The organism is Lysinibacillus sp. A1 (assembly GCF_000801965.1).
Lineage (GTDB): Bacteria > Bacillota > Bacilli > Bacillales_A > Planococcaceae > Lysinibacillus > Lysinibacillus fusiformis.
This window is the reverse complement of sequence record NZ_JSZM01000008.1, coordinates 191,573-206,495: the sequence shown is the minus strand read 5'-3', so window position 1 is coordinate 206,495 and position 14,923 is coordinate 191,573. Positions and strand designations below refer to the sequence as shown.

Sequence of the window (14,923 nt, the reverse complement as noted above, 5' to 3'; positions counted from 1 at the left end):
TGTGGACGGGATAAGTGCTGAAAGCATCTAAGCATGAAGCCCCCCTCAAGATGAGATTTCCCATTACGCAAGTAAGTAAGATCCCTCAAAGACGATGAGGTAGATAGGTTCGAGGTGGAAGTGTGGTGACACATGGAGCTGACGAATACTAATCGATCGAGGACTTAACCAAAATGTTTGAAGCATTCAATGAACCGTTTATCCAGTTTTGAAAGAACAATCCTTTCAATTGAATAAGTGAAGTGATGATGGCAAAGAGGTCACACCCGTTCCCATACCGAACACGGAAGTTAAGCTCTTTAGCGCCGATGGTAGTTGGGGGCTTCCCCCTGTGAGAGTAGGACGTCGCTTCGCTTAATACCCAGGAGGATTAGCTCAGTTGGGAGAGCACCTGCCTTACAAGCAGGGGGTCGGCGGTTCGAGCCCGTCATCCTCCACCATTTTGGTCTCGTGGTGTAGCGGTTAACATGCCTGCCTGTCACGCAGGAGATCGCCGGTTCGATCCCGGTCGGGACCGCCATTTTTTTGCCGGTGTAGCTCAGTTGGTAGAGCAACTGACTTGTAATCAGTAGGTCGTGGGTTCGACTCCTATCGCCGGCACCATTCCCTTGGAGGGGTAGCGAAGTGGCTAAACGCGGCGGACTGTAAATCCGCTCCTTAGGGTTCGGCGGTTCGAATCCGTCCCCCTCCACCATTTTAGGGGCATAGTTCAACGGTAGAATAGAGGTCTCCAAAACCTTTGGTGTGGGTTCGATTCCTACTGCCCCTGCCAGGTATTGAGGTACTCGTTCATATATGGCTGTTATTATATAGTGGCGGTTGTGGCGAAGTGGTTAACGCATCGGATTGTGGTTCCGACATTCGTGGGTTCGATTCCCATCAGTCGCCCCATTTTAAAATTGGGGTATAGCCAAGCGGTAAGGCAACGGATTTTGATTCCGTCATGCCTAGGTTCGAATCCTAGTACCCCAGCCATTTTTTTCTTTTACGAGCCATTAGCTCAGTTGGTAGAGCATCTGACTTTTAATCAGAGGGTCGAAGGTTCGAGTCCTTCATGGCTCATCATTTTTTATTAATTTTGCGCCCGTAGCTCAATTGGATAGAGCGTCTGACTACGGATCAGAAGGTTATGGGTTCGACTCCTGTCGGGCGCGCCAATTTATTCATGTTTTCGGAATGTAGCTCAGCTTGGTAGAGCACTTGGTTTGGGACCAAGGGGTCGTAGGTTCGAATCCTGTCATTCCGATCATCTATAAATGGGGCCTTAGCTCAGCTGGGAGAGCGCCTGCCTTGCACGCAGGAGGTCAGCGGTTCGATCCCGCTAGGCTCCACCATTTTAATATTTTTGGAGGTATACCCAAGTCTGGCTGAAGGGATCGGTCTTGAAAACCGACAGGCGGGTAACACCGCGCGGGGGTTCGAATCCCTCTACCTCCTCCATTTCGGGTCAGTAGCTCAGTTGGTAGAGCATTAGATTGAAGCTCTAAGTGTCGGCGGTTCGATTCCGTCCTGACCCACCATTATTTGCGGGTGTAGTTTAATGGTAAAACCTCAGCCTTCCAAGCTGATGTCGTGAGTTCGATTCTCATCACCCGCTCCAAAATGGGCCTATAGCTCAGCTGGTTAGAGCGCACGCCTGATAAGCGTGAGGTCGATGGTTCGAGTCCATTTAGGCCCATCATTATTCCGAAGTAGCTCAGTTGGTAGTAGCACCTGACTGTTAATCAGGTTGTCGCAGGTTCGAGTCCTGCCTTCGGAGCCACGGCCCGTTGGTCAAGTGGTTAAGACACCGCCCTTTCACGGCGGTAACACGGGTTCGAATCCCGTACGGGTCATCAAGCATGTAGCACAGTTGTGTGCTACATGCTTTTTTCTTTATCTTTTAATAAACAGGTATCAAAGCTACAAATCCTTTGACAGGGTTTTGTAGCTTTTTCATGTAAGGTCTAAACATTTCCTTCTACCAAATGCTCATAATCCCTCTTTTTTTAAGGCTCTTTTAAAGGAGTACTATAATTCAATTCAATTCAATTACTACTTGGAACGTTGCTTTATATTAAATTTGAACAAACTATTTCATATATGCAATATGTATGTTTTTTCACTAGCTATTTTCATGGTGCTTATTGACTTGTTCCTCTAATATGAGGATAAGTGGAGGAATCGATATGAATATACAGGAGATACAATGTTTTTTAAATCAATACCAGCTGGAACAAAATGAATCCAAACTTTGGTTAGAAAATAGATTACAACAGATTAAAAGTGCAGGGGAATATAAGCCTACTACAGAGGAGCTAGTTTTTGGAGCACGAGTTGCATGGCGTAATAGTAATAAATGTATTGGACGGTTGTTTTGGCAATCATTACATGTTGTAGATGCACGAGAAGTTTTAGATGAACAGGGCATTTTTCAAAAGTTACTAGAGCATATTGAGTATGCCACAAATCATGGGAAAATTCGTCCAACTATAACTGTGTTTGCAACTGATAGAGTACGGATTTGGAATCATCAGCTAATTCGTTACGCAGGCTACGAGACAGAAGAAGGCATTATTGGGGATGCACATTCTATCACTTTTACAAAAGTATGCGAATCGATGGGCTGGAAAGGCGAGCATACGCCGTTTGATGTGTTACCACTCGTCATACAGGTAGACGAACGTGCTCCCCAGCTATTTACGATTCCAGCTGAGTATATTTTAGAGGTTCCAATACGTCATCCAGAATCGGAGGACGTGGAGAAATTAGAGTTGAAATGGTATGCTGTTCCTATTATTTCGAGTATGCGTTTTCAAATGGCAGGCATTGATTTTCAAGCGGCTCCATTTAATGGCTGGTATATGGGGACTGAAATTGGGGCACGTAATTTAGCCGATCATGAGCGCTATAATATGCTGCCAGCTATTGCAGATATATTTAATCTGGATACAACCAAACAAGCTTCTCTTTGGCGTGACCGAGCATTAGTGGAGCTCAATATAGCTGTCCTTCATTCTTTTAAAGAGGATGGTGTGAGCATTGTAGATCATCATACTGCTGCTCAGCAGTTTAAATTATTTGAGGAAGCTGAGGAATCAGCAGGGCGAGAAGTTACGGGTAACTGGACATGGTTAATCCCACCACTTTCCCCTGCGACTACTCATATATTCCATAAGCCTTATATAAATACCTACCATACGCCCAATTATTTTTATCAGAAACCATGTTATTAACTTTAAAGGAGTTGTTCATAAACGAACAGCTTCTAAGTACCTTTTTGGGAGAGAGGAAATTCAAGATGTTGAACCAAAATATTTCGAATATCCCTTGGCAACAATTGACGACACCTTATGGCAGAGGAACAGATATTCCTCGTCTAATTGAACAGAAACAATATCAAGAGCTGACTGAACTAATTGAACATCAAGGAACACTTTGGCAGGTGACGCCATGGGTAGTATTTATTCTTTTAAAAAAGCTCTCAAGTAAAAATGTGGAGGAAGTCTCCTTAGCAGAAATAGAGCTTTATTTAGCTGTGGCTCATGCAATAACTAAGGATTATCAAGATTCAACACATAACGTTTCAACGATGCAGGAGCTTTTGGATAAGAAATATTTATGGGTGGAAAATGAAGAGGATGATGAGCTTGAATGGGAGGAAGATACGCCTAGAGGCTATGAACCAGAAGCTTTTTTAGGCTATTATTATTTTAGTTTTTTACTCCTTCAAGAGGCAATCCCTGTTTTTACTGCTATTAAGGCACGTTCCAAGAGCATAGCAGAGGAAATTGAGGAACTGCTAGCCTTACTAAAACATTAAAAAAAGAAATGTTATATAGATAAAGCAGATGGGCTCAGCTTCCCCATCTGCTTAAATTTAATGGACATATTCATCTTTAGAAGCTCGCATGGAACATAAGAAGAGTGTTATAGCTACAACAACAAAGAGCCAACCTGCAATATTCCATCCACCAAATAAATCATGGAGGTATCCGAAAAGAATCGGCCCAATGGCAGCGAATAAATAGCCCAATGATTGTGCAAACCCTGATAGATCAGCGGCTTCAAATGCTGTACGCGTACGGAGTGTAAAGAACATCATTGCTAATGCGAATGAAGCTCCACCTGCTAAACCTAGAAGGATCATCCATAATATCCCCAACGTTGTCCATTCCATTACAACGCCGACAAATCCTACTAAATAAAACGATGTAAACATAAGGACAAGTGGTCTTTGTGAAGTCATTTTACCAGCAATAATGGGGACAGCCAATGCCATGGGGACTTGTGAGAATTGCATTATGGAAAACATCCATCCAGCTTTATCAGGAGCCAATCCTTGCGCAATATAAATTTCAGGAATCCAAGCTGCTGTCGTATAAAATAATAAAGATTGTAAGCCCATTGCACCGGTTACTGCCCATGTAACAGGTGATTTATAAAGAGGTTTACCTGTTTTTTTTGCCGTAGTAGCTGGTTCTGGCTTATTCAATTTCAATTGAGGTATCCAAATTAAAATCGTTAATACGACTAATATAAGCGCCACAGCCAATGCGCCTTGCCAACCTAGTGAAGAATTAGCTATTGGATAACTAATACCTGCTCCAAGTCCAGCCGTTAAGTTCATAGACATAGTAAAAAATGCCATTAGTAACCCTACATGGTATGGAAATTTTAATTTTAATAAACCTGGAATCAACACATTTCCAAATGATATGGCTACGCCAATGAGCACTGTGCCAAATACAAGTAACCCTGTTGTACCAAGGGAGCGTAGTACAATTCCTAAGGCCAATAAAATAGTGGATAAAAATAAGGTTAGCTCAAGCCCAAGTTTTCGTGCTACAACTGGTGCGAACGGTGATATAATGGCAAAAGCAAGCAATGGAATAGTTGTCAAAAAACCGGCTAGAACATTGGAAATACCAAGATCGTCACGGATAAAGGATACAATTGGACCCACAACAGTTAGTGGCATTCGTAATGTAGACGCTATAAATATTATTCCAAAAACTAATAATAAGGTTGTTCCCTTCCAGCTAATTTTTCTGCTCGGGTAGCTGGCGGAATGATCATGTAAAGTCAAAATAATTCCCCCTGTTATAACCATTCTAATTGAACTACTATAACACTTTATCACACTATTAAAAATAGTGGAAAATTCACAAAATACAAAACATTAATGGTTATATTGAAATGTCTTAGGTCTTATGTTAGTATAGTAAACATCATAAATTTAATAATTATATGCCTCATGTTTGTAATGAGGTAGAGGTCGCGATATTTATAAGTAAGCTAATTGAAATGACAAGCATTGAAGAGATTAGTTGAAAGGAAATATTGCCGAAGTGTGAGGGGACTTGAAAACCTCATGCTGGGGCTGTATCCGAAAGGAACAGAACTGTCACGTTTGTACAACGTGTTGAGCTATCGTTTAGGAAAAACTGAGGATTAACTTAGCCATCACATTGTTCATGTGATGGCATTTTTTTGCCTCATAAATAGGAAGGAAGCTATATCGTGAGTGAAATAAAAGTAAATCAGCTCGGCCATAAAGCACCGAAGCTGAAAAAAGAATTAAAAAGCCGTCATATCACAATGATTTCTTTAGGCGGTACAATTGGTACAGGGCTATTTTTAGCCAGTGGTGGTGCCATTGCACAAGCAGGACCGGGAGGCGCATTGCTTGCCTATGCGTTAATCGGTATTATGGTATATTTTTTAATGACAAGTTTAGGGGAAATGGCTGCCTATATGCCGTCCTCGGGTTCTTTTAGTACGTATGCGACAAAATTTGTAGATCCCGCTCTAGGCTTTGCACTAGGTTGGAACTATTGGTATAACTGGGCAATTACGATTGCAGCCGAAATTGCGGCAGTGTCATTAATTATGAAATATTGGTTCCCAGATAGCTCATCAGCACTTTGGACAGTATTATTTATTGTAATTGTACTGACATTTAATTTATTGTCTGTAAAGAGCTATGGCGAAAGTGAATATTGGTTTGCGATGATAAAAGTGGCTACGGTCATTGTATTTATTATTATTAGCATATTAATGATTTTTGGTATTTTAGGTGGACAGGCACCAGTTGGTTTTACAAATTTCTTTATTAGTGATGGACCATTCCATGGTGGCTTCCTTGCTACATTTGGTATTTTCCTTGCAGCAGGATTTTCATTCCAAGGAACAGAGCTACTTGGGGTAACGGCAGGGGAAACAGATGATCCTGGAAAAAATATACCGAAGGCAGTAAAATCGGTGTTTTGGCGTATTATTTTATTTTATATTTTAGCTATTGCTGCTATAGGGATGTTGATTCCATTCACAGATGAGCGCTTATTATCGGAGGATATCGCTGTATCACCATTTACGCTCGTGTTTGATCGTTTAGGCATTGCTTTTGCTGCCTCCTTAATGAATGCCATTATTTTAACAGCTATGCTATCAGCAGGTAATTCTGGACTATATGCATCTTCACGTATGCTATGGCAATTAGCGGTGGATGGTCATGCTCCTAAATTCTTTGCAAAGCTAAGTCGTCGAGGTATTCCGATTTATGCATTGATCGCAACATTAGCTGTAGGCTGTGTAGCGTTTTTAGCATCATTCTTTGGTGATGGGGTAGTTTATATCTGGCTTTTAAATGCCTCTGGGATGTCAGGTTTTATTGCTTGGCTAGGTATTGCATTTAGTCATTATCGTTTCCGTCGTGCTTTCGAAGCGCAAGGCTTAGATCCAAAGCTATTACCGTATAAAGCAAAGCTATACCCATTCGGTCCACTATTCGCCTTTACTATTTGTATGATTGTTGTAATTGGACAGAATTACACAGCGTTTATCGGAGGTACAATCGATTGGTATGGTATCCTTGTTTCCTATATTGGTATTCCACTGTTCCTATTGCTATGGCTAGGGTACAAAATTAAACATAAAACAAAAATGCTTCCTCTTAAAGATTGTGATTTAAAAGTGGAAAATTAAATAGAAGAGCTGTTCTATAAACCGTTGTATGATGGTTGATGGAACAGCTTTTTTTATCGGGGGACCTTTAAAATTATTACAAAATTAATGTCATATATATGGTAATATACTATAGATATGGAAGTGTGATTTTTGACTTTCTAGTAGAGAGAGGTGCATGAAAATGCAAAAACATATTTTACTAGTGGAAGATGATGAGGCTATTCGCGAAATGGTAGCGAATTTTTTATTATTGGAAGGCTTCGAAGTCACCACTGCCAATAATGGAGAAGAGGCATTGCAATATTGTTTAAATCAAACCTTTGATTTAGTCATCCTAGATATTATGATTCCTAAGCTTAATGGATTAGAAGTTTTAAAAGTCATTCGAGAACAGGCAGCACTTCCTATCATCATTATGTCCGCAAAGGATAGTGATGTAGATAAAGCGCTTGGCTTGGGATTAGGGGCAGACGATTATATTGCTAAGCCATTTTCTATGCTGGAATTCTCAGCTCGTGTAAAGGCCGTTATTAGAAGAGCTACGAAATACGCTGGCCAAATAGATCACAAACAAGATGTAATAGTTATAGGCAATTTAAAGATAGATATTGTTAATTTCTCAATAAATAAAAATGGACAAGAAGTGAAGCTAACATCAAAGGAATTTGCCATCTTAAAGCTATTTGTAACAAACCGTAACCGAGTTTTTACGAAAGAGCAAATTTATCAGCTAATATGGAAAGATGCATATTACGGTGATGAAAATATTATTAATGTACATATTCGAAGGCTACGCGAAAAAATTGAAGATGATCCATCCAATCCCCAGTATATTAAGACGCTGTGGGGAATTGGCTATAAGTTTGAAGGATAACAGATATGATAATCATTCTATTAATCATAATTGTGGTGCTTATAGGAATAGTTATTTTTCAATGGAAAGCAAAAAAAGAACAAAATCAGACGATCCAATATATGAATGAAAAACTCCAAGCCATTGTTCAAGAAAAAAGTAACGAAAAGATTTTGGTAACTACGAGCAATTCACAAATTCAACAGCTACTTATTTCAATAAACGCTTGGCTGGACCATCACCAAAAAGTTCAGGCGACCCATCGCAAAATGGAAGATTCCATGAAAAAAATGCTGGCCAATATTTCACATGATTTAAAAACGCCTTTAACGGTTGTGTTAGGCTATATTGAAATGCTTCAGCTTCAAGGCTCAGCTAGTGAAGAGGAGCGTCAAAGACTATTAGCGGGTGTACATGCTAAAACATTAGAAGTATTAAAAATTATTCATACATTTTTCGATCTTGCCAAATTAGAGGCAGGGGATACAGATTATCCAATCACTAAAATCAATGTCTGTGAAATTAGCCGTAAAAATATATTATCATTTTACGATATGGTCACGTCCATGGGACTAAATATTACTATTACAATCCCTGAAACACCTATGTATGCCCTTGGTAATGAAGAAGCGTTAGATAGGGTTCTCAACAATCTTTTATCCAATGCTCTTGCCTATGGAGCGGATGGTAATGTAATTGGCTTAACCGTAAGAAATGATGAAACGACTATTTATATAGATGTATGGGATTGTGGTAAAGGAATCGATGAATACCATATTGATAGTGTTTTTGAGAGAATGTACACGCTAGAGGACTCTCGCAATAAATCCTTCCAGGGGAGTGGCTTAGGTTTAACGATTACAAAGCGATTAGTGGAAATGATGGACGGTTCCATCCAGTTATCAAGTATTCCCTATAAAAAGACCATTTTTACCATTGCATTAAAACGAATGGTGTATTGAAATCACAGCTTGTAGAGCTTTTATTGTGCTTTACAGGCTTTTCTTATGCTCTTAAGAAATTTGTAAGAATCCAGTAATAAATTAGAGAGTTTCATTTTTTATAATGAAAATAGCCACATTTGAGGGAGAGATTGACATGACATACATTGTGAAAACAAATCAGCTTACGAAAGTGTACGAAGGAAAAGAAGTGGTTTCTGCTGTCAATATGAACGTGAAAAAGGGAGAGATTTACGGCTTTTTAGGCCCTAACGGAGCGGGTAAAACGACAGTTATGAAGATGCTAACGAATCTGACGAAGCCAACCAGTGGAGATGTTGAAATATTTGGTGAGAGGTTGACCGATCAATCGTATGAACTATTAAAAAGAATGGGAACGATTATCGAATATCCTATTTTCTATGAAAAATTAACGGCTAGGGAAACCTTAGAACTGCATTGCGAATATATGGGCTATTACAATAAGCAGGAAATTGCCCATGTACTTAACCTTGTAAAATTAACAAATGCAGAGGAGAAACGGGTAAAAGATTTCTCATTAGGGATGAAACAGAGACTAGGTATTGCACGCGCTATTATTACAAAGCCAGAGCTCCTAATTTTAGATGAGCCAATTAATGGACTAGATCCCATTGGGATTAAAGAGTTGAGAGAGCTTTTTAAAATGCTCTGTACGGAGTATGGCATTACGATCATTATCTCTAGTCATATATTAGGGGAAATTGAACAATTGGCCGATACGATTGGTGTCATCAAGGAAGGTAGGCTCATTACTGAAGTAACGATGGATACGATTAATCGTAATCAAGCCGACTATATTGAAGTGATCGTAAACGATGGTAAGAAGGCAGCCTTTATTTTAGAAAGTGAATTGAAAATGGCTAATTTCAAACTGATGGATGACAATTCTATACGAATTTATGATTTGACAGTATCCCAAAAGGTTCTAACAAAAACATTGATTGAACATGACATTGAAATAGAGGAGATTAGCAAAAAAACTAGCACATTAGAGGATTACTTCCTTAAGCTAATAAATGGAGGGATTGTTCATGCTTAATTTAATGCGTTTGGAAATGAAAAAATATCATTTAGGCTCCTATGTTAAAAGTGCTATGTTTGCTAACTTTATTATTTTAGGATTTATGTTTATGATTTTATTTATTTCTAAAGTAGAAGGGGAAGTTGATATTGCAAATTATGAAATGGCTTTAAGTGTCATCGATTCATTTGTCAGAGCCGTATTTATTATTTTTGCAGCTACATTAATAGCTAAGCTGATTATCGGAGAATATAAGTTTAAAACAATCACATTGGCCTTTATGTATCCTGTAAGCCGAAAGAAATTAATCGCTGCTAAGCTTGCGATTGTCATGCTTTTTACCTTTAGTGCAATCATCGTTTCAAATATCTTGATTACAACCATCTTTTGCATCGTAAGCGATAAATTTGATTTAATTCCTGATGTTTTATCTAATACTTTAATCATGCAACATATACCATCTGTACTCATGAATGCAATTGCTGCCTCAGGGATGGCCTTAATTCCATTATATTTCGGAATGAGAAAATACTCTATTCCAGCAACAATTATTTCTTCTATTCTAATCGTATCAGTGACTTCATCCAATACAGGTAACTTCACATTAAATGACATCATTATTATTCCAATCTCGTTAGCAATCATAGGTATTAGTATTGCCTACCTAGCTATCCGCAATATTGAGAAGGTCGATGTTTAATGAAAGGGCCAGGTACTCATAAGTTATGTTGATATCGAACGATGATGATAGCAATTCGATAAAGGTGATTTCAATGAGGAAATTAACTGTAACTTCTGCGCTGCTTTAGCTATCCTACAAGAGCATCGGATCATGGATCCAATGGTAGTAAATTTGTCTATAATTATCACCTTTAGATTATCAACAAAAAGGCATCGAGATTTTTCTTCTCGATGCCTTTTGTTAGTCTATTAATTCACTATTTTATCCAAATATTGTTTCACCTAGTAAGTAAATATTTAATGCCACAACGATGACAACTACAAACCAGCCTAAAATAGTAGTAATACGGTGGTTCACTAAACCACCCATAATGTCTCGTTTGCTTGTAAACATAACGAGAGGGACGAGGGCGAATGCAATACCGAAAGATAACACAACCTGACTAAGAACGAGCGCATGGGTTGCATTTACACCAGATGCAATAATCGCTAACGGAGGCACCATTGTAATGGCTCTCCGTAAATAAAGTGGTATTTTTCGTTGAATGAAGCCTTGCATTACTACGTCACCTGCTAATGTCCCTACAGAGGAGCTAGCTAGCCCAGCAATTAGTAAACCAAGACCAAAGGAAATAGCAGCCATTGGGCCGAGAGCATTCTTTAGGCCGTTATAGGCAACATCTAAATCCTCTACTACAATCCCCTGTGTGTGAAATACTGCTGCCGCGATAATGAGCATACTCATATTGATGGCTCCTGCAATGATCATAGCGATGATAATATCAATAAATTCAAAACGGAAAATTCGTCTTTTTTCTTCTTCATTACGACCGATAATACGACTTTGTGTTAAAGAAGAATGTAAGTAAATAGCATGGGGCATGACGGTCGCACCTAAAATACCTGTTGCTAATAGTAATGAATCCACCCCTTCAAATTGTGGCGTGAACATACCAAACGCTACTTCGCCCCAATCTGGCTGTGCTAAAAATGTTTGGAAGGCAAATGCTAATACGACAATTAAAACCATGCCAGAAATGCCTGCCTCAAAGGCTCTGAAGCCTCTTCTTTGAAGCTCTAGAATAGCAAATGATCCGACTGCTGTAATGATAGCTGCTGGAAGCATAGGGATATTAAATAACAAATAAAGCCCTAATGCGGCACCTATAAATTCAGCAAGGTCGGTAGCAATAATGACTAATTCAGCCTGAATCCAAAGAAATATAGATGTCTTTTTAGAAAAATGTTCACGTGCCACCTCAGGTAAATTTTTTCCTGTCGCAATACCAAGCTTGGCAGATAAGGATTGGATGAGCACCGCCATTAAATTAGAAAAGGCTATTACCCAAAGGAGTAAGTAACCATATTGAGAGCCAGCTGTAATATTTGTGGCAAAATTGCCAGGATCAATATAGGCGACCGCTGCAATGAATGCAGGTCCAAGAAAAGGTAAAAACCGTCGCCAACCTTTTATATCTCCATCTAAAACCGCCTCAGCAGACGATTTTGTGACTTGTTTGTATACCATATTTGTTCCCTCATTTCAAAAAGTATCGTTTGTGAAATAAAGTTTCCTAGAGGAAAATAAGATAATAGTATTCTAACGCTAGGATTAGAAAAAGGGAAGCGCTTTGCTTAAAATTTTTAAAAAATAAGTATGCACATTTCTCATCAATTTCTAATTAGACTTTCCTTACCTGTATCGTTTACGATGAAAGAAAAGGTGAAGGACTGATTCGACATGAGCAATCGAATTTTAATTATAGAAGATGAAGAAAATATTGCGAGAGTGCTCCAGTTAGAGCTTCAGTTTGAAGGCTATGAAGCGGTGATGGCCCATACAGGAGCAGACGGTTTATTGCAATATCGTGAGCAGCAATGGGATTTAATCTTACTGGATATTATGTTACCCGAAATGAGTGGCATAGATGTACTAAAGCGTATTCGCGCAACAGAATCACAGACCCCAGTTATTATGCTGACTGCTAAAAGTGAGGTGGAGGATAAGGTAAAGGGATTGGATTTGGGAGCTAATGATTATGTGACAAAGCCCTTTGAAATTGAAGAATTACTGGCCCGTATCCGGAATGCACTACGGTTTTCTCAAAAGGCTAGTCCAACAAAGGTTGGTGTATCGTTTGGACAGTTATCGATCGATGAGCAGACAAGAGAAGTTATTTATTATGGTAAGGAGATCCAACTGACTCCTAGAGAATACGATTTATTGTTATATCTAATGAAGCATCCTAAGCAGGTGCTCACAAGGGAACAAATATTAGAGACGGTATGGGGCTTTGATTACTACGGAGATACAAATGTTGTGGATGTCTATATTCGCTATGTGCGCCAAAAGCTTGAAATCGCTAATGTAACACCCATTATTCAAACAGTTCGCGGTGTAGGTTATGTGCTGAAGGAAAATAAATCATGAAGCTTAAAACAAAAATTCATCTACTTACCACTTTATTAATGCTAGTAATTTTAGTGGCAACTAACAGTGGAATTTACTTTTTGTACGAGAAATTTGCCTATAATACGGAATATAGTCAACTTCATACACGAGCGAATGATTTAAGCTCAACATTAAGCCAGTTAAATACACAAACCAACCTACAGCAGGTATTAAGAGCATATATGCCAGCTGGTGGTGCTATCTATGTATATGATGGAGAAAATTTAAAGACCAAGGTTCAGGCCACTCTAGACATGCCAGATGTTACTTCTATTGCCTATACAATGCCTACTATTTGGATGGATGGGACAATTGTGGACATCACCTTACAGCAATCCATGGAGGAAGTAGAAAGTACACTGGATTTATTAAAGGCTATTTTGATCGTTGTGTCCATTATTGCCACCATTCCAATCTTTTTAGCGAGCTTGGCACTCGGTCGCCTAATTTTGTTACCACTAGAACGCTTAAATGCGACAATGCGCAAAAGTGCATCGACGGGAAAATATGAAAAAATGGACATCCCAGCTAAAGGTGGGGATGAATTAGCAAAAATTAATCGAACGTTCAATATGATGATGGAGAAGCTTGAACAGCACTATCAAAAGCAACAGGAATTCGTTTCAAATGCTTCTCACGAATTAAAGACGCCCATTACTGTCATTGAAAGCTATGCAAAGTTGCTTTTGCGAAGAGGTTTTGACAATCGTGAAGTAGCGCAGGAATCGCTACAGGCTATTGCAAATGAATCTTCTCGTATGCATGAAATGGTATTACAATTATTAGAGCTAGCCAAAAATAATGAGCATATGGATATTCATATTGAACAGCTAGAGCTAGCTCCCTTCCTTAATAAAGTGGCTGCACAAATGCAGCAGGCATACCATCGGAATTTTATAGTCGACGCAGAAGAAGCACCACAATTTATTGACAGTGATGAAAAAAATTTGAAGCAATTACTCTTTATTTTGCTTGATAATGCTAGGAAATATAGTGAGGATGACGTTCATATTTCCACAGCTGAAACTACTACGCATGTACGAATGACGATTCAGGATTTTGGCGTCGGTATTCCTGCAGAGCATGTTTCACATTTGTTTGAGCGTTTTTACCGTGTCACAGAGGATCGTAATCGTAAAACAGGCGGTTCTGGCTTAGGGCTTGCGATTGCACATGAACTTGCGGGACAATTGGGCATCACCATAGATGTGGAAAGTACAGTTGGAGAAGGTTCAAGTTTTACCTTGTGTATACCAAAGGAGGGGCAGCAATGAAAAAGTGGGTTTTAATACTTATTGTGATTGTCCTTCTTTGTAGCGGAGTGCTTTGGTTTATTCAAAATCGCTATTTTCAAAAGGAGCCTCTCAGTGAAGCGGAGGCCATACGCCATATCGAAGCTATTTATAAGGGTCAAGTTTCAGAAGTAAAAAAGCGTGGAAATTCATTTGAAATACAATTTACACGTGAGAATTTGAAATATACAGCCATGCTTGATGCTACAACACAGCAGGTTTCTGATCTAACGTTGCAAAAAGGGCAAAGTAAATTATTGTTAACAGAAAATCAAATAAGAAAAATGGTGAAAGAAAAATATGGTGAGGTAGAAAGCGTCATGCTCACGGATACCATTTATACCGCACGTGTTGAAAAGGAGCATAAGCAAAAAGATATAACAGTAGATGGCTATTCGGGTGAAGTGTTATCTGAAAAAGATGTAGAACCATTAAATCAGCCTGAAAAACCTCACATTATTACCGAACAGCAAGCCATTGATATAGCGCTGCAACAATTAACAGGGAAAGTGGATTCTGTAGATTTTGAAGATACTGCGGAGGGCGGTTATTATTTAGTTGAAATTGAAACAGAGCATGAAGAAGCCACGTTCCAAATTCATGCTGTATCTGGAAAGGTCCTTTCTGTTTCATGGGACGATTAAAGAGTTTTCTCATGGAATTCTAATGTTCCTCTTATAGTTCTATCATCTT

Annotated in this window: 12 protein-coding genes, 17 tRNA genes, 2 rRNA genes and 1 riboswitch; of the genes, 29 read left to right on the top strand and 2 right to left on the bottom strand. The window is 39.1% G+C overall.

Features of this window, described 5'->3' with window-relative positions:
* From PI85_RS06335 to PI85_RS06235, 21 genes are all read left to right on the top strand, one after another.
* A 23S ribosomal RNA gene (locus PI85_RS06335) occupies positions 1–172 on the top strand; the annotation flags it as partial.
* Positions 173–238: 66 nt separating this feature from the next.
* Positions 239–354 (top strand): 5S ribosomal RNA (gene rrf, locus PI85_RS06330).
* A gap of 10 nt (positions 355–364) precedes the next feature.
* A tRNA-Val gene (locus tag PI85_RS06325) sits at positions 365–440 on the top strand.
* Positions 441–444: 4 nt separating this feature from the next.
* Positions 445–520 (top strand) — tRNA-Asp (locus tag PI85_RS06320).
* Positions 521–527: 7 nt separating this feature from the next.
* Positions 528–603 (top strand) — tRNA-Thr (locus tag PI85_RS06315).
* A gap of 7 nt (positions 604–610) precedes the next feature.
* Positions 611–694: transfer RNA gene (locus PI85_RS06310), tRNA-Tyr, on the top strand.
* 4 nt (positions 695–698) lie between these two features.
* Positions 699–772, top strand: a tRNA-Trp gene (locus tag PI85_RS06305).
* Positions 773–815: 43 nt separating this feature from the next.
* A tRNA-His gene (locus tag PI85_RS06300) sits at positions 816–891 on the top strand.
* Positions 892–900: 9 nt separating this feature from the next.
* Positions 901–975, top strand: a tRNA-Gln gene (locus PI85_RS06295).
* A gap of 14 nt (positions 976–989) precedes the next feature.
* Positions 990–1,062 (top strand) — tRNA-Lys (locus tag PI85_RS06290).
* Between the two features lie 18 nt (positions 1,063–1,080).
* Positions 1,081–1,157: transfer RNA gene (locus PI85_RS06285), tRNA-Arg, on the top strand.
* Positions 1,158–1,172: 15 nt separating this feature from the next.
* Positions 1,173–1,246, top strand: a tRNA-Pro gene (locus tag PI85_RS06280).
* Between the two features lie 12 nt (positions 1,247–1,258).
* Positions 1,259–1,334: transfer RNA gene (locus PI85_RS06275), tRNA-Ala, on the top strand.
* A 13-nt stretch (positions 1,335–1,347) separates the two neighbouring features.
* Positions 1,348–1,440, top strand: a tRNA-Ser gene (locus PI85_RS06270).
* Between the two features lie 4 nt (positions 1,441–1,444).
* A tRNA-Phe gene (locus PI85_RS06265) sits at positions 1,445–1,520 on the top strand.
* Between the two features lie 6 nt (positions 1,521–1,526).
* Positions 1,527–1,600, top strand: a tRNA-Gly gene (locus PI85_RS06260).
* 4 nt (positions 1,601–1,604) lie between these two features.
* Positions 1,605–1,678, top strand: a tRNA-Ile gene (locus tag PI85_RS06255).
* 7 nt (positions 1,679–1,685) lie between these two features.
* Positions 1,686–1,762: transfer RNA gene (locus tag PI85_RS06250), tRNA-Asn, on the top strand.
* Position 1,763: 1 nt separating this feature from the next.
* Positions 1,764–1,835: transfer RNA gene (locus PI85_RS06245), tRNA-Glu, on the top strand.
* A 333-nt stretch (positions 1,836–2,168) separates the two neighbouring features.
* On the top strand, positions 2,169–3,215 hold the full coding sequence (locus PI85_RS06240) for a nitric oxide synthase oxygenase (protein ID WP_036122329.1): 1,047 nt from the start codon (positions 2,169–2,171) through the stop codon (positions 3,213–3,215).
* A 65-nt stretch (positions 3,216–3,280) separates the two neighbouring features.
* Positions 3,281–3,802: a hypothetical protein gene (locus PI85_RS06235; RefSeq protein WP_036122332.1), complete on the top strand. Its 522-nt coding sequence runs from the start codon at positions 3,281–3,283 to the stop codon at positions 3,800–3,802.
* A 57-nt stretch (positions 3,803–3,859) separates the two neighbouring features.
* On the opposite strand, the gene PI85_RS06230 is transcribed toward PI85_RS06235, so the two are convergent.
* Entirely contained in the window at positions 3,860–5,092 is a 1,233-nt protein-coding gene (locus PI85_RS06230; RefSeq protein ID WP_200886556.1) for an MFS transporter, read from the bottom strand.
* A 151-nt stretch (positions 5,093–5,243) separates the two neighbouring features.
* A riboswitch (Lysine riboswitch) is annotated at positions 5,244–5,420 on the top strand.
* Positions 5,421–5,502: 82 nt separating this feature from the next.
* Between PI85_RS06230 and PI85_RS06225 the strand changes: the two genes are divergently transcribed.
* From PI85_RS06225 to PI85_RS06205, 5 genes are all read left to right on the top strand, one after another.
* Positions 5,503–6,966, top strand: coding sequence for an amino acid permease (locus tag PI85_RS06225; protein ID WP_036122337.1), 1,464 nt, complete (start codon positions 5,503–5,505; stop codon positions 6,964–6,966).
* A 163-nt stretch (positions 6,967–7,129) separates the two neighbouring features.
* The gene (locus PI85_RS06220; protein WP_036122339.1) at positions 7,130–7,822 is read left to right on the top strand and encodes a response regulator transcription factor; all 693 of its coding nucleotides are present in this window, start codon (positions 7,130–7,132) and stop codon (positions 7,820–7,822) included.
* A gap of 5 nt (positions 7,823–7,827) precedes the next feature.
* Complete coding sequence (locus tag PI85_RS06215) at positions 7,828–8,763, top strand: sensor histidine kinase KdpD (RefSeq protein ID WP_036122342.1); 936 nt, start codon at positions 7,828–7,830, stop codon at positions 8,761–8,763.
* A 136-nt stretch (positions 8,764–8,899) separates the two neighbouring features.
* Complete coding sequence (locus PI85_RS06210; RefSeq protein WP_036122345.1) at positions 8,900–9,823, top strand: ABC transporter ATP-binding protein; 924 nt, start codon at positions 8,900–8,902, stop codon at positions 9,821–9,823.
* Complete coding sequence (locus PI85_RS06205) at positions 9,816–10,505, top strand: ABC transporter permease (protein WP_036122353.1); 690 nt, start codon at positions 9,816–9,818, stop codon at positions 10,503–10,505. The genes PI85_RS06210 and PI85_RS06205 overlap by 8 nt, the downstream gene beginning before the upstream one ends.
* Before the next feature lie 243 nt (positions 10,506–10,748).
* Here the strand turns inward: PI85_RS06205 and PI85_RS06200 are convergent, their stop codons facing one another.
* Complete coding sequence (locus PI85_RS06200) at positions 10,749–12,014, bottom strand: Nramp family divalent metal transporter (protein ID WP_036122355.1); 1,266 nt, start codon at positions 12,012–12,014, stop codon at positions 10,749–10,751.
* A 213-nt stretch (positions 12,015–12,227) separates the two neighbouring features.
* On the opposite strand from PI85_RS06200, the gene PI85_RS06195 reads away from it, so the two are divergent.
* Genes PI85_RS06195 through PI85_RS06185 form a run of 3 tightly spaced genes read left to right on the top strand, consistent with a single transcriptional unit; the run spans position 12,228 to position 14,874 of the window.
* A complete protein-coding gene (locus tag PI85_RS06195) occupies positions 12,228–12,917 on the top strand; it encodes a response regulator transcription factor (RefSeq protein WP_036122358.1) in 690 nt (229 codons plus the stop codon).
* Positions 12,914–14,212, top strand: coding sequence for a cell wall metabolism sensor histidine kinase WalK (locus tag PI85_RS06190; RefSeq protein WP_036122360.1), 1,299 nt, complete (start codon positions 12,914–12,916; stop codon positions 14,210–14,212). The genes PI85_RS06195 and PI85_RS06190 overlap by 4 nt, the downstream gene beginning before the upstream one ends.
* Positions 14,209–14,874 carry a PepSY domain-containing protein gene (locus tag PI85_RS06185; protein ID WP_036122362.1) on the top strand — a complete coding sequence of 222 codons (666 nt, stop codon included), beginning with the start codon at positions 14,209–14,211 and terminating at the stop codon, positions 14,872–14,874. Before PI85_RS06190 ends, PI85_RS06185 begins: the two co-directional genes overlap by 4 nt.
* Positions 14,875–14,923: the final 49 nt, after the last annotated feature.